The organism is Pseudomonas sp. P108, assembly GCF_032613195.1.
GTDB lineage: Bacteria > Pseudomonadota > Gammaproteobacteria > Pseudomonadales > Pseudomonadaceae > Aquipseudomonas.
In genome coordinates this window covers 5600078-5619721 of record NZ_CP126691.1, presented here as the reverse complement: position 1 = coordinate 5619721, position 19644 = coordinate 5600078, and the positions used below count along the sequence as shown (strand labels likewise).

Annotated in this window: 15 protein-coding genes and 1 pseudogene; 6 read left to right on the top strand and 10 right to left on the bottom strand. The window is 60.9% G+C overall.

Going from position 1 to position 19644, the window contains the following annotated elements; all coding sequences use genetic code 11:
- Positions 1-92 precede the first annotated feature (92 nt).
- The 3 genes from mksF to mksB are packed head-to-tail and all read right to left on the bottom strand — an operon-like array spanning position 93 to position 4898.
- The gene (gene mksF / locus QOM10_RS24725; RefSeq protein ID WP_102901100.1) at positions 93-2933 is read right to left on the bottom strand and encodes an Mks condensin complex protein MksF; all 2841 of its coding nucleotides are present in this window, start codon (positions 2931-2933) and stop codon (positions 93-95) included.
- A complete protein-coding gene (mksE, locus tag QOM10_RS24720) occupies positions 2930-3631 on the bottom strand; it encodes an Mks condensin complex protein MksE (RefSeq protein WP_007912968.1) in 702 nt (233 codons plus the stop codon). Before mksE ends, mksF begins: the two co-directional genes overlap by 4 nt.
- Positions 3621-4898: an Mks condensin complex protein MksB gene (gene mksB, locus QOM10_RS24715; RefSeq protein ID WP_026000484.1), complete on the bottom strand. Its 1278-nt coding sequence runs from the start codon at positions 4896-4898 to the stop codon at positions 3621-3623. The genes mksE and mksB overlap by 11 nt, the downstream gene beginning before the upstream one ends.
- A gap of 219 nt (positions 4899-5117) precedes the next feature.
- On the opposite strand from mksB, the gene QOM10_RS24710 reads away from it, so the two are divergent.
- Together QOM10_RS24710 and rimI are read left to right on the top strand one after the other, a co-directional pair.
- Positions 5118-5867 carry an energy transducer TonB gene (locus QOM10_RS24710; RefSeq protein WP_127930452.1) on the top strand — a complete coding sequence of 250 codons (750 nt, stop codon included), beginning with the start codon at positions 5118-5120 and terminating at the stop codon, positions 5865-5867.
- Positions 5860-6312, top strand: a complete 453-nt coding sequence (gene rimI, locus QOM10_RS24705; protein WP_316917109.1) for a ribosomal protein S18-alanine N-acetyltransferase — start codon at positions 5860-5862, stop codon at positions 6310-6312. The genes QOM10_RS24710 and rimI overlap by 8 nt, the downstream gene beginning before the upstream one ends.
- Before the next feature lie 129 nt (positions 6313-6441).
- On the opposite strand, the gene QOM10_RS24700 is transcribed toward rimI, so the two are convergent.
- Complete coding sequence (locus QOM10_RS24700; RefSeq protein ID WP_160041842.1) at positions 6442-6846, bottom strand: serine kinase/phosphatase; 405 nt, start codon at positions 6844-6846, stop codon at positions 6442-6444.
- A gap of 141 nt (positions 6847-6987) precedes the next feature.
- On the opposite strand from QOM10_RS24700, the gene can reads away from it, so the two are divergent.
- Positions 6988-7632: a carbonate dehydratase gene (gene can / locus QOM10_RS24695; RefSeq protein WP_064120416.1), complete on the top strand. Its 645-nt coding sequence runs from the start codon at positions 6988-6990 to the stop codon at positions 7630-7632.
- A gap of 20 nt (positions 7633-7652) precedes the next feature.
- Here the strand turns inward: can and QOM10_RS24690 are convergent, their stop codons facing one another.
- From QOM10_RS24690 to QOM10_RS24665, 6 genes are all read right to left on the bottom strand, one after another.
- Complete coding sequence (locus QOM10_RS24690; RefSeq protein WP_316917108.1) at positions 7653-8177, bottom strand: SET domain-containing protein-lysine N-methyltransferase; 525 nt, start codon at positions 8175-8177, stop codon at positions 7653-7655.
- A gap of 180 nt (positions 8178-8357) precedes the next feature.
- On the bottom strand, positions 8358-9545 hold the full coding sequence (locus QOM10_RS24685) for a hypothetical protein (RefSeq protein ID WP_316917107.1): 1188 nt from the start codon (positions 9543-9545) through the stop codon (positions 8358-8360).
- A 119-nt stretch (positions 9546-9664) separates the two neighbouring features.
- Entirely contained in the window at positions 9665-11359 is a 1695-nt protein-coding gene (locus QOM10_RS24680) for an acid phosphatase (RefSeq protein ID WP_316917106.1), read from the bottom strand.
- A gap of 99 nt (positions 11360-11458) precedes the next feature.
- Positions 11459-13168 carry a J domain-containing protein gene (locus QOM10_RS24675; RefSeq protein ID WP_316917105.1) on the bottom strand — a complete coding sequence of 570 codons (1710 nt, stop codon included), beginning with the start codon at positions 13166-13168 and terminating at the stop codon, positions 11459-11461.
- Between the two features lie 11 nt (positions 13169-13179).
- Positions 13180-14877 (bottom strand): molecular chaperone HscC, encoded by a 1698-nt coding sequence (locus QOM10_RS24670; RefSeq protein WP_127929777.1) that lies wholly within the window; start codon positions 14875-14877, stop codon positions 13180-13182.
- Positions 14878-15066: 189 nt separating this feature from the next.
- A complete protein-coding gene (locus tag QOM10_RS24665) occupies positions 15067-16485 on the bottom strand; it encodes a short-chain fatty acid transporter (RefSeq protein ID WP_007912940.1) in 1419 nt (472 codons plus the stop codon).
- 350 nt (positions 16486-16835) lie between these two features.
- On the opposite strand from QOM10_RS24665, the gene QOM10_RS24660 reads away from it, so the two are divergent.
- The 3 genes and pseudogenes from QOM10_RS24660 to QOM10_RS31415 all read left to right on the top strand — a co-directional run bounded on the left by QOM10_RS24660 (position 16836) and on the right by QOM10_RS31415 (position 19581).
- Positions 16836-18149, top strand: a complete 1314-nt coding sequence (locus QOM10_RS24660; protein ID WP_127929776.1) for an MFS transporter — start codon at positions 16836-16838, stop codon at positions 18147-18149.
- 115 nt (positions 18150-18264) lie between these two features.
- Positions 18265-18993 (top strand): annotated as a pseudogene (locus tag QOM10_RS31420) (PAS domain-containing protein); the annotation flags it as partial.
- Positions 18973-19581 (top strand): methyl-accepting chemotaxis protein, encoded by a 609-nt coding sequence (locus tag QOM10_RS31415; protein WP_404943024.1) that lies wholly within the window; start codon positions 18973-18975, stop codon positions 19579-19581. The pseudogene QOM10_RS31420 and the gene QOM10_RS31415, both read left to right, overlap by 21 nt.
- Positions 19582-19644: the final 63 nt, after the last annotated feature.

The following is a 19644-nucleotide window of genomic DNA, read 5'->3' as shown; positions in this document are numbered from 1 at the left end:
GGGCCCGCAAAATCAGCACAAACCCCAAGCCATAAAAAAGGGCCGCGATCCAAACAGATCGCGGCCCTTTTTTTGCCTTCAGCTAAAGCCGATCAAACCGCATCCAGCTCCGGCTCATCCGCTTCAACATTGACCGTAGCCTTCACCACATCATGGCGACGAATGTACTTCCAGTCCGCCTCATCAATGTAGATGCCTGCCGGACCGCTGCCGCCTTCCAGGTCGATCGCGACACTGGCGCAGACCTGCGGCTTCACACTCGCCAGAATCGGCACGAAGCCCAGTTGCAGACTGGTTTCCAGCAGCGCGGCCTGGTTCTTCTCGTCGATGTCCGCCGCCTCATCGAGGTAGTACGGCAGACGCACGCGGCCGGCCTGATCGCGATCCATCAAGTGCAGCAACAAATACATGTTGGTCAGCGCCTTGATGGTCATCGTCGTACCGTTGGACGCCGCGCCATCGATGTCGGTGTGGATCACCGGCTGACCGTTGACCTTGGTGATCTCGAACGCCAGTTCGAACAAGTCCTTGAGACCGAGCTGGTTGTGGTTTGCCGCCACCAGCCGCGCCAGGTATTCCTTGGCCTCTTCGTTCTTGTTGTCCTGCTCGGCACTTTGGCTGAGGTCGAACACCGACAGGGTTTCGCCTTCTTCGTACTGACCGGCGCTGTGGATGATCTGATCGATGTGCTTGAGGGCTTCCTTGTTCGGCGCGAGGACGATGCGGAAGCTCTGCAGGTTGGAGACCTGACGCTTGTTGATCTCGCGGTTGAACAGCGCCAGTTGATGCTCGAGGCTGTCGTAGTCGCTGCGAATGTTGCGCAGGGTCCGGGCGATGTCGGTGACCGCCGCACGACGGGCCTTGCCCAGCGTCAGCGCTTCATCGGTGCGGTGCGCATAAGCGTTGATCAGCAGCGACAGACGGCGCTCCATGTCGTCTTCGCTGTCGAACTTGGCCACGCCTTTGAGGCGCACCTGCGCGTACAGCGCTTCGATCTGGCCATCGGCGCGCAACAGGCCTTGCCAGCTGTCCTGGTAGTCGTTGAGCAGCGGTAGCAGGTTGTCCATCGAGTCGTCGACCGGATCCATAAACGGCGTACCGAATGGCAGATCCGCCGGCAACAGCTGACGACGGCGCAGCGCATCGTCGAGGGTGCGTTGCTTGGCTTCCATATCGGCGATCTGGCGGCCGACCAGTTGCAGCTTGGCCGACAGTTGCTGGACGCGCTCGGTGAAGGCATCGCTGGAGCGCTTGAGTTCGTCCTGCGCGCCTTCCATCTGCGCCAGTTGTTCGAGTTTGTCGCTTTCTTCAGCGCTCAAAGTCTGCGTGCGGCGGAAATCTTCCAGGGCTTTCTGCGCGTCCAGCACTTGCTGGTACAGCGCTTCGGTCTGGGTCTTGCTCGCGGCGCGGTCGGCGGCCACGGCCTGCTGGGTTTTCAGTTGCTTGAGTTCTTTTTCCAGACGCTCTTTCTGATCGCGCAATGCCGCGCGGTCAGCCAAGGCTTGCAGCGCCGGTGGCTCGATGTGCGAGATGTCGATGGACAGGCCCGGCACTTCGAAGCGCTCGCCTTTGAAACCATCAAGGATCAGCTCGACCGATTTGACCCACTCGCCATCGTCGTCGAGGGTGATGCCGTGTTCACCCAGCGGCAGGCTGAACAGGGCGCTGTTGAACAGACGCATCAGACGCTCGACATCCTGCTGCGAGAACTCTTCGCGCAGACGGGCGTAGCTGTTGTTGTCGGCGTGATCGAGTTGCTGCTTCACCGACTTCAGGCGTTTTTCCAGATCGCGCACGCGCTCTTCCAGATCTTCCGCACTGAACTGGCGGGATTGCGCCAGGGCACCGGCCAGTTCGTCGTGAGCGTCCTTGGCCGCGAGCAATTGTTGCTCCAGCACTTTGACGTCATCGACCAGCGCGAAGCGATTCTTCAACACCGACAGCTCACCGAGCCAGCGCTGAATGCCGGAAATTTCCCGCTCCAGACGCATCAGTTCCTGGGTGCCACCGCGTTGATCGTTTTGCAGACTGTCCTGCTCGCCACGGTAGTGGTCGGCCTGAATCGTCAGTTCTTCCTTGCGCGCACTGGCGTAGTCCGACCAGGTGCCGAGCAGCGAGTCGAGCAGCGGCGACAGGCGATGCAGCTTGCCGCGCAGCACGTCGCGCTGTTTCACGCCATTGGCCAAGGCTTCAACCAACGGGCCGGCAGCGACCAGCGAGTTGTAGTCCTGTTCCATGCGCCGCACATCGCGGAAGGCTTCTTCACACGCGGCGATGTAATCGACACTGCCGGAACGCAGGCTGTGCTCGAAGGCATCGAGGAACAACTGCTTGAGCTTGGCCGCGGTGATTTCGCGCATGTGCAGCAGGTTGATGAACAACGCGCGGAAGGTCTTCAGGCTCTGTTCGCTGGTGGAGCGCAGCGGGATCAGCGTCAGGTCGAGCGGGATCGACGTGTGACCGCCCACCAGCAAGCGACGCAGTTCGTCCGGCTTGAGTTCGTAGGCTTTCAGGCCTTCTTTCTCAAGGTTGCTGAACAGCTCTTTCTGACGCAGGCAGGTGTCGTTCTTCTGGTAATGCGCCAGATCGAGCTTGCCGGCGTAGGCGAAGAACTGGTGACCGAAACCGCCGCCCGGGCCGCGACCGACCACGCCGATCACGTGCGGGCCGTGCGGCAGATTCACTTCGACAAGGATGTAGCTGGTGTCGGAAGCGAAGTAGAAGCGCCGCGATTGTTCCAGGCTGTATTTGCCGAAACTCATGTCCGACATGCGCGCCAGAATCGGGAATTGCAGGGCGTTGATCGACGCCGATTTACCGAGGTTGTTCGCGCCGTAAACCGACAGCGGTTCTTCCAGCGGGAACAGGCCGAGGCTGTAACCGGCGGTGTTCAAAAGGGCAAAGCGGCGGATGCCGTAGCGTTCCTGGCTCATGCGTCGGACTCCTGTTCTTCGGCAATGGCGCGGGCCAGTGCGTCTTCTTCGCTCTCTTCTTCAAACTCTGAAAGATCGAGCGGGTCGTCGGTTTCGAGGAATTTGGCTTCGGCGGCTTCGTCGATCAGCACCGGTGCCGGCAGCGGCAGAACGCTGTGTACGCTGGCCGCCAGATCGCGATCCTGCTGCACTGACAGGCACACGTCGAGGAAACGGTGCATCGGCGGCAGGAAGCGGTACACGCCGTTTTCTTCGCTGGCAAAGCCGAGCTGAGTCATGCGGCGCATGATCTTTTCTTCGAGCTCTTCAACGGTCTGCACTTCGGCCTGAATGAACAGGTCGCGGTATTTCTCCAGCAGCGATGGCAGCTCTTCGCGGCCGAGGCTGCCGCCATCGAGCACGGCGATCGGGTCGCGGCCCTGATCGGCCAGATGCTCGACGAGGATGAAGGTGAACAGCGCCAGACGCTGGGCAGTCTTGTTCACCGCCGCGGCGGCCATGTCCGGCACAAAGTAGTAGAAACCACGGGTATCGCAGACCAGTTCAAAGCCCAGGGCCTTGAACAGCGTGCGGTATTGATCCTGGAAGTTCGACAGTTGCGCGTACAGCTCCGGGTCGCGGCGGCTGACGTGGTAACCCTTGAACAGCTCGCGGAAGATCGGCGCGAGTTGCGACAGTTCGGAAAGATCAAGATGCATTGGGGATGCTCGCAGAATTCTCGGCGGCGCTGTCGCTGGCCGAGAGCAGGGCGAAGGAGCGCAGGCTGACCTGGTGCTCATGAGTGTGGTATTCGCGGCGTTCCAGACGCTCGCGCTTGAAGCGTTTTTCCCGCGACAGGCGCGAGAACCAGTAGAGCAATTCGTCGGTGGCGCCGTCCGGTTCCTGCTCCAGCAGCCAGGTCATCAGATCCGGCATCGGCAGGGCTTCTTCGCAACGGTCGACCATCTCGCGCACGGTGCGCGGAGCACGCGGGGCTTCGCCTTTCTGGGTCTTGTGCGCCTTGGGGAAGCGCGCCGGTTTCGGCTCGAAACGCGCCAGTGCATAGACGTAGGCTTCGACCTGACTGGCGCTGCCGAGGAAGGTGCTTTGCGGACGGGTGAACAGCGGCATTGCGGCTTGCGGCACGGCGTCGATGCCTTTACGGCGAATCGCTGCCAAAGCCAACGCGGCGCCACGGGTCACGGCGTTGTGCCGGCGCGCTTCTTCACGCAGCGGCAGCAGCAGTTCGCGGGCATGACGCAATGTCAGTTGCGCGCTGGTCTGCATTTCGAGGATGCGCGCGTGGGTGCGCAGGAGCATGTCGTCGTCAACCAGATGGCCGAGGCGTTGCTGTTCGCTGAGCATTTTCAGCAGCACGGTTTCGACCTTGCGCACGCCTTGTTCGAAGGCGCCGTCGGCGTTCACCAGATCGATCATCGGCTCGACGTATTCGTCCCACGTCGCCAGCACTTCGGCGTAACGCTGACGCAGCGGGATCTGCCGGTCGCTGGTTTTCGCCCGTTCAGCGACGGCCACCAGCGCCTGTTCGTCGTTGTCGAGTTTCTTCAGCACGTCGCGCACACGCATGTCGAGCAGGCGCAACTGGCGGGCGAGGTCGTGGCCATCACGGACTTCGAACGCGTCCTGGATGTAACCGGCCAGACGCTCGAGGTGACGCAGATAGGCTTCGATTTCCAGGCACAGGCCCAAGCGGTGTTCACGACGCAAGTAAGCGAGGAAGTCGTGAATCTGTGCGTTCAGCTCGAAACGGTTCGGGCTTTTCGCCACCGGAATCAGAATATCGAGACGAATCCACACGTCGAGCAGGCTGGTGATGTCCTGCGGCGTGCTGTCCAGTTGTTGGGCGGCCAGTTGCGTGCGCAGTTCGTTGAGGCTCAGTGTGCCTTGGTCGAAGTGCTCGCACAGTGGCTCCAGAAGTGCCCAGTGTTCAGCGAGGGCGCGCAAGACGCGCTTGGGTTCGATCATCGGAATGGCCGGCTGGTTGACGATTAAAAGCCGCGATTGTACTGCATCAAGGCCGATGCGATTCACTCTCGGGACGGGCTGTCGTTTTTCTTTCGCTTAAGTGTGTCGATCAACAACGGGCGATCTTGAGCGAAGGGCGGTAGAATCAGCGCACTTCAGTTATCCACAAGTGGCCGACCCTTGCTAATCGAGTCCCGCCGCCGCGCCTATTTGAACGCCATGCAGGTGGTCAATTGGCTGCCGCGCACCGAATTGCCCTTCGCCGCACCGTCGCGGCCCGAGCTGCTGGACATGCCCGAGCCCGAGGTAGAGGCGCCGGTCGTGCTTGCTCCGCAGGCCGAAGCCCCGGTGCAAACGGCTGCCGCTCGTCCGGTCGAACGTCCGAAAATCGAAGTGCCGCGGCCGTCGTTGGCGAGTACCCGCACCGGTGCCAAACCGGTAGAAGAGGTCGACGACACACCAGTCGTCGTCAAACCGGCCCCGGTGCCGCCACCGCGTTTCGCCCTGCAATTGCTGCGCGCCGGACGTTGCCTGCTGCTGGTCGAGTTACCCACAGGCGAACCGTTCCAGAGCCGCGATCCGGCTTATCTGTTGCTCAAGGACATGTTGCGCGCCGCCGGTCTGCCGGATGCGCCGCAAATCGTCGGCGAGCCGGTGCGCTGGCCGTGGCTCAATCGCGGCACCATGGATCAGGGCCCGGAAGCGGCGCGTGACTTTGTGCAGGGTTTCCTTTCCGTGCAAATGGAAGCCGCTCCGTGCGCCTGCCTGTGGCTGATCGGCCTGCCGGCGGTGCGTTTCGCCGGTGAAGCGGATGCCGAAGCGTTCAATCGTGAATTGCAGATCGAAGGTCTGGGTTCGGCCTGGGCCATTCCCGGTCTGGAATTGTTAATGGAAGAGCCACAGCGCAAGGCCGCTGTGTGGCAAGCCATGCGTCGGCTGATGGCGCGCTGGAAAGAATCGAATGAGTGACGCTGTATCGTTCCACCCGATGACCGAGGCGGATCTGGAAACCGTGCTGAAAATCGAGTACGCCGCTTACAGCCATCCGTGGACTCGGGGGATTTTTCTCGACGGGCTGGGCAAGTACCAGATCTGGCTGATGTTCGAAGGTGAGCAACAGGTTGGCCACGGCGTGGTGCAGATCATTCTGGATGAGGCACATTTGCTCAATATCACCGTCAAACCGGAGAATCAGGGGCGTGGGCTGGGCCTGACGTTGCTTGAGCACCTGATGTCGCGGGCGTATGCGGCTTCGGCGCGGGAATGTTTTCTGGAAGTGCGTGACAGCAACACGGGCGCGTTCAAGTTGTATGAACGTTATGGCTTCAACGAGATTGGCCGGCGCCGGGATTATTATCCGGCGGTGGGTGGGCGTGAAGACGCGGTGGTCATGGCCTGCACCCTGGTTGACTGATCGCCTTTAAAAGCTTCGCGAGCAGGCTCGCTCCCACATTGGACTCAGGGCGTTCACCAATTTGTGCGCAACCCGAAACCCCTGTGGGAGCGAGCCTGCTCGCGAAAGCGTCCTGTCAGGCAACGAAGATCAGCGGTTGCCATCCAGCGGATCACGCCGCGCCAGTTCTGCCTCATCCAGCCCATTGCCACCGCCGATGTCATCTTCATCGACAATGCTCAAATCCCAATCCGCCTGATTGCCTTCGCCGGCTTCTTGGGCATCCCGCGCACCGTCTTCATGAATCAGCGTTTCCGGGCTCATGTCGTCGTCAGTCGGCTCATGATCACTGACTGAAGCCCCGGTCATCCCGGCCTCGCGCACCCGCTCACGCGGCATCAACTGCTCGCGTTCACGTTCGGGAATCTCATCACCGATTTTCGCGCTCGGTTCGTCTTCATCGAAATCCAGCTCATGCACCGAACCCATGCGGTCTTCGTTATCATCGATGGGCTCCGGTTGCACGGCATCGTAAGGGCGTCGTGAATCAGTCATGGCAATTCCTCATACTGTGGGCCTTACTAAGGTGGACTCACCGGGCACACGAGAATTCCAATGAAATCACTTGCGCTGGTGGCGTGACCCCGACGGGCGGTCGTCTGTCATACCAGCGCATCTTTCTTGAGGCCTTACAGCATGCACGACTTACAAGACCTGATTGATAACAACGAGCGTTGGGCTGACGCGATCACCAAGGAAGACCCGGATTTCTTCGCCAAACTGGCGCGCCAGCAAACCCCTGAATACCTGTGGATCGGCTGTTCCGATGCGCGCGTGCCGGCCAACGAGATCGTCGGCATGCTGCCGGGCGATCTGTTCGTGCACCGCAACGTCGCCAACGTAGTGCTGCACACCGACCTCAACTGCCTGTCGGTGATCCAGTACGCGGTCGACGTGCTCAAGGTCAAACATATCCTCGTCACCGGCCACTACGGCTGCGGCGGTGTGCGCGCGTCGATGCAGGACCGGCAGTTCGGTCTGATCGACGGCTGGCTACGATCGATCCGCGATCTGTACTACGAAAAACGCGAAGAACTGGCCAAGCTGCCGACCGAAGAAGAGCAGGTTGATCGCATGTGCGAACTCAACGTGATCCAGCAAGTGGCCAATGTCGCCCACACCAGCATCATCCAGAACGCCTGGCATCGCGGGCAGAGCCTGTCGATCCACGGATGCATCTACGGCATCAAGGATGGCCGCTGGAAAAGTCTGAACACGACCATCAGTGGTTTCGAGCAATTGCCGCCGCAGTATCGTTTGCGTCCGGTTGGCGCGGTATAACTCAGCTTCCAGCGCACCTTTCAGCGCGACCCTGAATGCCGCCAGCGCTGTAGAAAGTGCTGACCTTCGAGGGTGGGTGGTTCGTCGTAGCCGGTGATCCACCCACGGCAGCGTGGCGAACCGCAACCGCAGGCAAACTGGTGCAGCAGTTTGTCTTCAGTGGCGGTGTAGTCCATGGTCAGCCGTTCGCCGCTGTGGATATCTTTCAACGCCCACAACCATAACTCGCTCATGTCGAGAAACACGTTGGGGTCGCACGCGTGTTCGATCAATCCGCAAAAGCGCGGATCGTAGATGTGGATGCCCGTCAGCAATTGTCGGGTCTGGCGGCAGCGATACGGCAGTAATTGCCCGGACACCCGGCACATCCGGTGGGTGTGCAGGAACTCGCGCCGCGCGGCGACCGCCGTAGGGGCGCCGTATCCATCCTGAAGGATTTCGAAATCGGCGCTGGCCGGAAACCCCAGGCGCACGGGCAGGCCGGCGAAGGGATAGATGCCTTCAGTATCGCGTGGCGGCGAGTGCGCCATAGCGTGGATGTTCATATCAGTCCTTGTCGCAAGGCTTTTGCGACTTCCTTGGGTTGACGTCCTGTCAGCGCTGCAATACTGCTGGTTGGATCCAATCGTGTCTTATTAGGTATAGCTGGTCTACTGTCAGATCTGACAGGCGATTTAGACGTATTCCCGCGTCAGCCTTGGCTGACACGGAAATGCCTCAAGCGATTACAGGTGCGGGGCGGGGATTGCAGTGGCTGGCAGCGGTGTCTGCAATTGCTTCAGTTGAGTCTTGATCGGGGTGGTCGCGCACTTGGCGGTGGCCTGTTCCGGGGTCAGATTGCGGATCGAGGTGTAGAACAGCTCGCAGGTTTTGACTTTCTGCGTGACCTGCCACGTCTGCGTGCAACTGTTGAGCGTTGTTTGCGCATCGCTGCCCGGTTTGCTGCCCATGCCGGCTTGCCAGCAGGCGGCGCTCAAATCCTGACCCATGACTTTCAGGCCCGCCGCATCGGCCTTGGCTTGCGCATCGTCGCCGGTGTAGCTCTTCGGGTCGGCGGCGTACCAGATGTAACTCGGGTGGTTCGAACCCAGCACGGGCACTTTCACACCTTCGCTCGGGCTGATGGTCGCCAGCCCCAATACATTCACGGTTGGCCCGTATTGCTGCTTGATCCAGTTACGCACCGGCGCGCCGAACGCGACCATCGGCAGCGTCGTGCCGCTGGCGGTCTGGCTGAATTGTTTGACCAGCGTGGTCTGGTAGTCCTTGAAATAGTCATACACGCCTTCCAGGTCGCTGCCGGCATTGGACGGCGCAGCGATCGGGGCAATGTCGATGATGGTTTGATAGGCCGGCGTCTGCTCGGCAGGAATGCCATTGTCGGTCAGCAGCGTGGCCCAGCGATCGGTGGTGTTCGAACGCAGATAATCCTGCGCTTGGGTCAGCGAGTAATCCGGCGGGAAGTGCAGCAACTCGACGCTTTTGCGGTTTTCCAGGGCCATGCCCAGTGGCAGGAACAGATACCAGCTGTAGGCCCACTTGCCGTCGGCGTTGAGCTTGCTCGCGCCGGTGTAGGCCAGATCCCCCGCATCCAGCAGCGCCGACAGCGGTTTGTCGTAATCCTTCGGCACGCCGGTGATTTCGGCGTAGAGCTGGCCGTTGTCGGTTTTTACCAACACCTTGGCATCGGCATACCCATCGCGTTGCACGCTCTGGTTCAGGTAATGGGCGACGGTCTGTTCCAGCGTCCAGTTGCGGAAACAGATGACGTTGCAGTTGTTGGGGTAAGCGAAGAGGCGGGTGACGCGCTCAGTGCTGCCCAGTTTCAAGTCGACATCGGCGTGGGCGGCCGCGCTCAGCGTGAGCGCGGCAAGAGCCAATGCTATCGGGTTAAGTCCTGCGAATTTGAACATGCTCAGATCCTTTTCAGCGTCGGTTCCCCGCGTTTCGGGGGCGGCTCATAGTGGATCAGCCGCGTTTGACAGAGAAGCCGTCATCGGCAGAATTTTGCGCAAACTCGCAGGGCTGGTTTTCAAGCTTGAAAATGCAGGGCGTTGGTCAAATCGCCCATAGGTTTCTGGCCCCGCGCGATCATCGCCTCGTCCCGTTGTTTGAGGCCGTCGAGGCTCTCCAGCTGGAAGACACGGGTGATCAGCCGCAGGATCGACGCCGTGTCGTAGACCGTGTGATCCACCGTGCCTTTGCGCGCAAACGGCGACACCACCAGCGCCGGCACGCGTGACCCGGGGCCCCAGCGGTCACCCTTGGGCGGTGCGACGTGATCCCACCAGCCGCCGTTCTCGTCGACCGTGACGATTACCACCATGTTTTGCCATTGCGGACTTTCGCGCAGCACTTTCAACGCGCGGACGATGTGCCGGTCCCCGGAGGCCACGTCGGCATAACCGGCGTGCATGTTCAGGTTGCCCTGGGGTTTGTAGAAACTCACCGCCGGCAACTTGCCCGCGTCGGCATCGGCGAAGAACTTGTTGCTGCTCGATTCGTCACCCAAGCCAGCATCACGCAGACGCTTGTTGCGCTCGTCAGGGTTTTCCGGCCCTTGCTGCTTGAAGTAGTTGAACGGCTGGTGGTGATACTGAAAATTCGGAATCTTCGGAATGCCGCCGGAATCCTTGTACTGATCCAGCGTCGCCTGCCATGCGCCGGCGTACCAGGCCCAATCGATGTTCTTTTTCGACAGCTTGTCGCCGATGTGTTCGTGGGTCTGCGGCACCATGACGTTGGGCAGATCCGCTTTGGAGTACGCCGGGCGCTCGGGGTCGCGAATCCATGTGGGCCAGTAGGGCGGGGCGAGGGTGTTGACGCCGAAGCCATCCGGGGTCAGCGCACTCGGGCCGAACTGCGGTGGGCCGCTCATGGCGCTGGCGGGGGATTGCTCCAGCGGTTTGAGGCGCGAATCGGCCGGATCGTCGCTTTGCAGCGCGGCGATCTGTGACTTGGCCACCGAATTGGCCGCGTCTGGATAGAACGGTGCGGTGGCGCTGATCAGGTACTGATGGTTGAGGAACGAGCCACCGAAGGCGCCCTGAAAGAAGTTGTCACACAGCACGAATTCCTGAGCGACGTCCCACAGGCGCAGGGAATAACGGCTCTGCGCGTAGTGGCCCATGGTCAAGCCACCGGAATCGGCCCAGGCAACGAAGCCATCGTTTTTGCCGCCGTTGATCTGCATCTGATTCTGATAGAACACGTGCCACAAATCGCGGGTCACCAGACCGAACGGCAAATCTTCAGCGTTCGGGCCTTTGAGAGCGAAGGGGGCGTTGGGCAAATTTTCCTGAAACTGCGTGGCGCTGGGGTAGGTCACGCCATCGAGGGTTTGCGGGCCGATCTGCAGCACGCCACCCCAGACGGGCGGCAAGGTTTGCAGCAGCGAGCCGTCGCGGTCACGTTGTTGATAGTCGCCGGGCTGGAGCGCTGACAGCGGTTTTTCGACACCGGGGAAATCACCGAACAGGTTATTGAAGCTGCGGTTTTCGGCGTAGATCACCACCACGGTTTTCACTTGGTCGCGCAGGGCCTTGTCCAGCTCGGCGGGCGTCAGCGGGCGCTCGGCCGGTTTACCCGGTTGATCGCTGGTGCTGCCACACCCGGTCAGCGTGGCACCGACACCCAGCACCGCGACGCCGCCAAGGAAGCGGCGGCGACTGGTGTCGGTGGGGTGATTGGATTCAGGTGCGTCAGTGCCGTCTGTGTCGTCTTTCATCTGTCAGCCCGTTCTTGCTTAATTGTTTCAGTATGTTTCGGGCGGACGCTAGCAAGTGAATGTGACGGAGGGATGACAAGCGGCACCGGCGCTGCTTGCCTAGCCGGGCATGAGTTGGCTGAGCGAAAAACCGAGTCTGCTGGCTGCCGTGATTGCGGTCATGACCACCAGAAACAGCAATTGCAACGGACTGAAGCGCGCCCAGTGCAGCGCTGTCAGCCAAGGACGACGTTGGCTCAGCTCCGTATCGAGCGAGCCGATACGGCGTTTGTGCACCAGCCCGATCAAGAGCGTGCCGACATAAGTGAGCGCCCCCAGCGGGCCAAGCAACAGCGAAAACAGCAGCACCATCACCCCTTGCGGTACTCCATGGCGTATCACCAGCCAGCGCGTGTCAGGGTTCCATTTGCGCGGAATCAGCCATTCGGTGAGCCACAGGTCCGGCACGATGACATAGGACGTGAGCACCACCCACCAACTCAGGGCAAAGCGGAAAAACCAGACCGGCACGCAGGCAAATAACATCGGCATGAAGACGAGGTTCATGGCGGTTTTTTGTTGGGAGGGCAGAGTTTGCAGGAACAGCGCCAAGGCAATCGCCGTCCAGACCCACACCCAGGTTTCGGCGGCAATCGGTCGCGGAAGGAACCGCCGCCAGTAAAAAACATCGGCGTAGGGCAAGCGAGCGAGCAGTTCGGGGAAACGCCACGTGAGTTTTTCCGACAAGTCATGGCAGGCCTGCCATTCATTCTGACCAAAGCCGTCGATGATCTTCTTCTGCTGCAGGGGCTTGAGCGGATTGATCAACAGATGCGCCGCTTGCACGTCGGCCGCCCACGTCCGGTCGCTTTCAGCCTTGGCGCGCAGATTGTCATAGAAGCTTTCCTGATCGCAGCGTTCGATCAAGGTGTCCCAGAGCCAGTCCGGTTGCGGGTGCAGGCCTTTGTTGTGATCCCAGCCGAACAGTTGGCCGATGCGGTCGAACAGCGGCACGCTCCACTCAGTGTCATTGAGCAAGTGCAGCAGGGTTTGCTGCCATTGTTCACGGCGATCGAATACCTGCAGCCACGGTTGAGCGCTGTAGCGTTTGAGCACGTTGAGAAATTCGCGTTCGCTCTGGCTTTCGAGCAGCGTCTGCAAGGCGTTTCGGTAATCGGCCATCAGGCTTTCAGCGAGCCGGTCGCGCTGATGATCATTCATCAGGACTTCTTGCCACGGCCCCAACCATCCGAGTTGCTCGACGGCCCAATTCAGCACCGGGCTGCGCAGGTGGGGATGTTCAAAGCACAGCTGCAGCAACAGCCTTTCGAAGGCCTTGGCGCAGCTTTGCTGTTGCGCCTGATTCCAGCGCTCGTCGAGGTTGTCGGGCGTTAGATCTTCGAGCAGTTGCAGGGCGGCCTGCGTTTCAATGGCTTGGGCGTCCACAAAAGCGTCCGCCGCCAGTGGCTCGACACGTCGAACATCGTCCTTCTCGGGCGGCGTAAACGCTTGCGGGGCGGCCGGACTGACGGGCGGGAACTCAAATGCTGCAACATCCTGCGCCGGGGTTTTTGCCAGTGCGGCATCCAATGCCAGCGCGGCAAAGGCGCTGGAAGCCGTGGCTACGGCGACGTCTTCATCGTCGGCAGGCTCAGCGTTTTCAAGGCGCCACCGGGCAATCGCCAGCGCTTGTTCGTAGGCTTCGCGCAAGCGCTGGAAACCTTCGGCATCCTCATCGGGGCGGAAGGTTTTCAGCAGGCGCGCATAGGCGCGTTTGATGTCGCGGGCTTCAGCGTCATCGTGCAGGTGCAGCACCGACCAGCAATCCATGGCCAGGCTCCTTATTGCCACGGGGTGCGATCAAGTTCGCTCAGGCGTCGGCTCAAGTCGGTGCGCACTTCACGGATCTGGCGTTCATCCTGAGAGTCGAGGGCGATCTGGAATTGCTTGGCCCAATCGCCCATCAGATCACGCAGATCGCCCAGGCTTTCCTGATAGAGGCGCTCCAGACGTGCACTCAGCAGCGTGTTGACCTGTTGCTCGCGCGGGTGAATCTTCAGTTGCGCAAGGTTCGCCAGGCGTTGCTGGATCTCCTCGGGTGACAGCACGCCCGGGTTGTTCTCGATGACCAGCGAATGCTGTTGCCCGGTCAGGGGGATTTTCACCTGGGCTTCGAGCAGGCCGTTGTTGTCGTAGGTGAAACGCACGTCGAGGGCAACTTCGCCGGCCTTGCGTTTCGGCACCTTGATGTCCAGTTCGCCGAGTGCGACGTTGTCTTTGACCAGGCGGCTTTCGCCCTGAAAGATGCGCACGACCACCTGTTCCTGATTGTCGTGCAGGGTGTAAACGGTTTTCACCCGACTCACCGGCACGATGCTGTTGCGCTCGATGATCGGCAGGTAATGGCCGCTCTCATAGGTGCGGCCGACCTGAGTGGAGGTCTCGATACCCAGCGTGTAGGAGCAGACATCGGTCAGCACCACTTCTTCCAGCGCTGCGGCGCGGGCTTTGAGTGCCGCTTGAATGGCCGCGCCTTGTGCCACGACCTGATCAGGGTCGAGGGTGATCGACGGGAAGCGGCCGAACAGCCCGGCGGCGAGTTTGCGTACCAGCGGCATGCGCGTGGTGCCGCCGACCAGCAAAATCTCGTCGAGGTCGCTGACACGGATGCGCGCATCGCGCAGCGCCCGCTCAATCGGCGCGCGCAGGCGCTCGAGCAGCGGCATGTACAGCGTTGCCAACTGTTGTTGGGTGATGATTTGCGTCCACTGCCGCTCACCGAGCTGCAAGCGGAATTCGGCGCTGTCGTCCTGCCCCAGCGCCTTGCGCACGCGCTCGGCCTCGCGACGCAGGGGCTGGATGACGCTGCTGCGCTCCGGGAAGTCTGCGGCCGAGCGGTGTTGGCTGATGAAGTGCTCAAGCAGCACGGTGTCGAAGTCTTCGCCACCGAGGAAGTTGTCACCGGCGCTGGCGCGCACCTCCATGACCCCTTCGAACAGCTCCAGAATCGACACGTCGAACGTGCCGCCACCGAGGTCGAAAACCAGGAACGAAGTTTCCTTGTCCCGTTGGTGCAGTCCATAGGCGAGGGCGGCAGCGGTCGGCTCGTTGATCAGCTTCTCGACCTTCAGCCCGGCCAGTTCGCCGGCGATCCGCGTGGCCTTGCGCTGGGCATCACTGAAGTAGGCCGGGACGCTGATCACGGCTTCGGTGACGGTTTCGCCAAAAGCGCGCTCGACGTCTTCTTTCAGGCTCTTGAGCACCAAGGCGGAGAGTTCTTCCGGGCGAAATGCCTTGTCGGCCAGATAAACTTCCGTGGCGCTGCCCATGTGGCGCTTGAACAGCGATGCGGTCAGACGCGGATGCGTGTGCAGACGCTCGCGCGCCGCCTGACCGACCAGAATCCGGCCCTGATCATCCAGCCCGACAACGCTCGGTGTCAGGAACTGACCCAGGGCATTGGGCACCAACTCGGTGGCATCACCACGCCAGACGGCGACCAGGCTGTTGGTGGTTCCCAGGTCAATCCCTACGATCATTGCAACGAACTCCCTTTGCGCTTGGTAAAAAAATGAAACATTTATGGGCGCGCAGAATATTACCGAGGGGACGATGCGGTAAAGCAGGATGATGGCTCTGAGCCATTATTTACGACAGGCAGCCCGATACAGGGCTGTTTCAGGAGAAAAGTGCGGGGCGCGGCCAGCATGACTGCACCCCGCTCTGGATTACGGCATGACTGGCGGCGTATACGCCAATGTTGTCCCCAGCGCCCACAGCAACAGCAGCACCAGTGGCGTGTGCACCAGCAACTGCACGAACGAGAAACCGATCAGATCCCGCGCTTTCAGTCCCAGTACGCCGAGCAGTGGCAGCATGTAGAACGGGTTGATCAGGTTTGGCAGCGCTTCGGCCGCGTTGTAGATCTGCACCGCCCAGCCGAGGTGATACTGCAGATCATTGGCGACCTGCATCACGTACGGCGCTTCGATAATCCACTTGCCGCCGCCCGACGGAATGAAGAAACCCAGTATCGCCGAGTACACGCCCATCAGCAGCGCATAGGTGTCGTGGGAGGCGATGCTGACGAAAAACGTCGATATGTGGTGCGCCAGGGTTTGCGCATCGGTGCCTTTGACCGTGGTCATCAGCGCGGCAATCGAGCCATACAGCGGGAACTGGATCAACACGCCGGTGGTGGTCGGCACCGCACGCGCGACGGCATCGAGGAAACTGCGCGGCCGCCAGTGCAGCAAGGCGCCGAGCATGATGAACAGGAAGTTGTAGGTGTTCAGCCCGGAAATCGCAGTGATCGCCGGTTTGGTCGAAAATTCGTGGAACAGCCATCCCGCCGCCAGCAATACCAGCACGATGATCAGCAGCGGACTGTGTTCCAGCCATTCACCGGGACGCGTACGCGGTTGCAGCGGAGGCAGGTTGAAGGCCGGGTCGATGCCGCAGGCCTTGGCGTCGCGCGCCGAGTTCGGCCCGGGAGCGGTGGCGTAGGCGATGATGATCGAGATCACGATCAGCGCCAGCAGCATCACGCCCGACTGCCAGAGGAAAATCGTTTCGGTGAACGGAATCACCCCGGTGATCGACAGGATCGACGGCGGCAGACTGGCCGGGTTGGCTTGCAACTGCGCGGCCGACGACGACAGACCCAGCGCCCACACCGCCCCAAGGCCCAGATAGGCAGCGGCACCGGCGGCGCGGTAATCCATTTTCAGATCGGTGCGGCGGGCGAGGGCGCGGACCAGCAAACCGCCGAATACCAGCGACAGACCCCAATTGAGCAACGAGGCGACCATTGAGATTAACGCGACCCACGCCACAGCGGAGCGGCCGTTTTTCGGGATGCGTGCCAACCGGTCAATCAGTTTCACGGCGGGTGGCGAGCTGGCGACTACGTATCCACCAATCACCACGAAGGCCATCTGCATGGTGAACGGGATCAGGCTCCAGAAGCCGTCACCGAACGCCATCGCCGCATCGGTGGGTTTAGCGCCCATGGCCAGTGTGGCCAGGGCGACGATGATCACGGCCAGTGCGGCGAACACCCAGGAATCGGGAAACCAGCGTTCGGCAAAGCTGGAGCAGCGCAGGGCAAAGCGTGCGGAGCGGCTATCTTCGATATCAACGGCCACAGGGAATACCTCGGATTTTTATGGTTATTGTGGTCCGCGGGAACGCTCGCCGATCTCCACAACACAGAGATCCCTGTGGGAGCGAGCCTGCTCGCGAATAGGCCGGCACATTCAACATTGAAGTTGGCTGGGCTGACGCTTTCGCGAGCAGGCTCGCTCCCACATGAGGTTCACTGCGGTTGGCCGGGGTTGGCGTGGTCCCGCTGGACAGGCATTAACAGTAATTCAACTGCCGATGCTTTGTGAGCCGGTTTTGCAAAACCGGGACTATGGTCTAACGGGTTGTTCATCCGCCCATTTGCGTAGACCATGGGCGCCTTGGTTTTTTGCCTGTTTCCGAGTTCTTTGCCATGACTGCCCAATCTCCGGCCAAACCTGCGCCGTTCAGCCGTTCCGACTACAAGACCCTCGGCCTTGCGGCCCTTGGCGGCGCGCTGGAAATCTACGATTTCATCATCTTCGTGTTCTTCGCCCTGACCCTCAGCCAGTTGTTTTTCCCGCCGGAAATGCCCGAGTGGCTGCGTTTGCTGCAAAGCTTCGGGATTTTCGTCACCGGTTATCTGGCGCGGCCCTTGGGCGGTATTCTGATGGCGCATTTCGCCGACAAACTCGGGCGCAAGAAAGTCTTCAGCCTGAGCATCCTGATGATGGCGCTGCCGTGCCTGCTGATCGGGATCATGCCGACCTACGCGCAGATCGGTTACTTCGCACCGTTGCTGTTGCTGGCGTTGCGCATCCTCCAAGGTGCAGCGGTAGGCGGTGAAGTGCCGAGCGCCTGGGTGTTCGTCGCCGAGCACGCGCCGACCGGCCATCGCGGTTATGCCTTGGGCTTTTTGCAGGCCGGGCTGACCTTCGGTTACCTGATCGGCGCGTTGACCGCGACGTTCCTCGCACAAGTGTTCACCCCGGCGGAAATCCTCGATTACGCCTGGCGTTACCCGTTCCTGCTCGGTGGCGTGTTCGGCGTGATTGGCGTTTATCTGCGCCGCTGGCTGAGCGAAACCCCGGTGTTCATGGCCATGGAAGCGCAGCGCGAAGCGCGGGTAGAGCTGCCGCTGCGCACGGTGCTGCGCGAGCACCGCCTGGCGATGCTGCCAGCGATGCTGCTGACCTGTGTGTTGACCTCGGCGGTGGTGGTGTTCGTCGTCATTACGCCGACCATGATGCAGAAAACCTTCGGCATGACCGCCAGCCACACCTTCGCCCTCAGTGCACTGGGCATTGTCTTCCTCAACATCGGCTGCGTGATCGCCGGGTTGCTGGTCGATCGCATTGGCGCGTGGCGCACGGTCATGCTCTACAGCCTGTTGCTGCCATTGGGCGTCGGCGTGCTTTACGGTTGTTTGATCAGCGGTGGTGATTGGGTCGGCGCCGCCTACGCCTTGGCCGGTCTTGCGTGCGGTGTTGTCGGCGCAGTGCCGTCGGTGATGGTCGGGTTGTTCCCGGCGCGTATTCGCGTGTCAGGCATTTCCTTCACCTACAACATTGCCTACGCCGCATGGGCCAGTATCACACCGCTGCTGCTGATTGGTCTGATGCCATGGAGCCCATGGATCTGCGTGATGTTCTGCGCGGTGATGGGTGTGGTGGGCCTCCTGACAGCGGCGTATTTCGGCTCGCGGATGCCGCGCACGGGACCCTGCCAGGTGGCGGGAACTGCCTGACTCGGTAGCTTGGAACTATTTTTGACCGTCGGGTCGCAAACGCTCTTCAGAAAAGATTTTCAAGGCCGATGGTTAGGCTGCATCCCGCTTTCCAACCTGCCCATCGGTACTCCCCATGTTCAACAAACGCTTGAAGCAAGAGCTGGCCGCTCTTCGTGAAGAACTCTCCAGCCTCGTGCAGGTAAAGGAAAGCCTGGAAAGCGAGATGCTGGTGCTGAACCTTGAGCCCGACGGGCGCATTCAGTCGGTCAACCAGAACTTTCTTACCGAGATGCTCTACAAGAGTCAGGACCTGATCGGTCGGGCGATTGAAGACATCGTCCCGGCCCACGTGAAGTCCGACGAATTCCATCATCGCTTCAAAAACGCCATGACCCGTGGCGAGCATTTCGCCGGTGCCGTACGCCTGTTGCGTGGCAATGGTGAAGAAGCGTGGCTGCGTTCGATCGTGCAACCGGTGCGTTCTTCGGACGGGCGAATCAAGCATATTTCGCTGTTCGCCAGCGACCTGACCCGCACCATCGAAGCTTCTCGTGAACACGAAAACCTGATCGGTGCGCTGGTGCGTTCGACCGCGGTAATCGAGTTCGACCTCAACGGTAATGTGCTCAACGCCAACGATCGCTTCCTCAGCGGCATGGGTTACAGCCTGGCGCAGATCAAGGGCAAACATCACCGCCTGTTCTGCACCCCGGAGGAATACAACAGCGCCGAGTACCAGAACTTCTGGCGCCGTTTGAACAACGGCGAATTCGTGGCTGATCGCTTCAAGCGTGTCGACAGCCATGGTCGTACGGTGTGGCTGGAGGCGTCCTACAACCCTGTGGTCGATGCCAACAACAAACTGTACAAAGTGGTGAAGTTCGCCACCGTGATCACCGATCAGGTCAACCGCGAACAAGCCGTCGCCGACGCAGCCAGCATCGCCTACAGCACTTCGCAGCAAACCGACAGCACCGCGCAACGTGGCACCACCGTGGTCACCGAGGCGGTGAATGTGATGCGTGATCTGTCGCGGCACATGCAGGCTGCCGGTGAGGGCATCGAGGCACTGAACGAGCAGTCGCAGGTGATCGGCACCATCGTCAAAACCATCAGCGGCATTGCCGAACAGACCAACCTGCTGGCGCTCAACGCTGCCATTGAGGCGGCGCGCGCCGGTGAGCAGGGGCGTGGTTTTGCGGTGGTGGCCGACGAGGTGCGACAACTGGCCTCGCGCACCAGTCAGGCGACTGAAGAGATCGTCACCGTGGTGCGGCAGAACCAGGAAATGGCGCGCAACGCCGTGGCGCTGATGACCGACGGCAAGCTTCAGGCTGAACAAGGACTGGCGTTGGCGGCCGAGGCGGGCACGGTGATTGTCGAAATTCAGGACGGTGCGCAGAAAGTCGTCAACGCAGTGGGCCAGTTCGCCAATCAACTCTCCCACTGACCTGCACTGATCCCATGTGGGAGCGAGCCTGCTCGCCAAAGCGGTGTGTCATTCAACATTGAT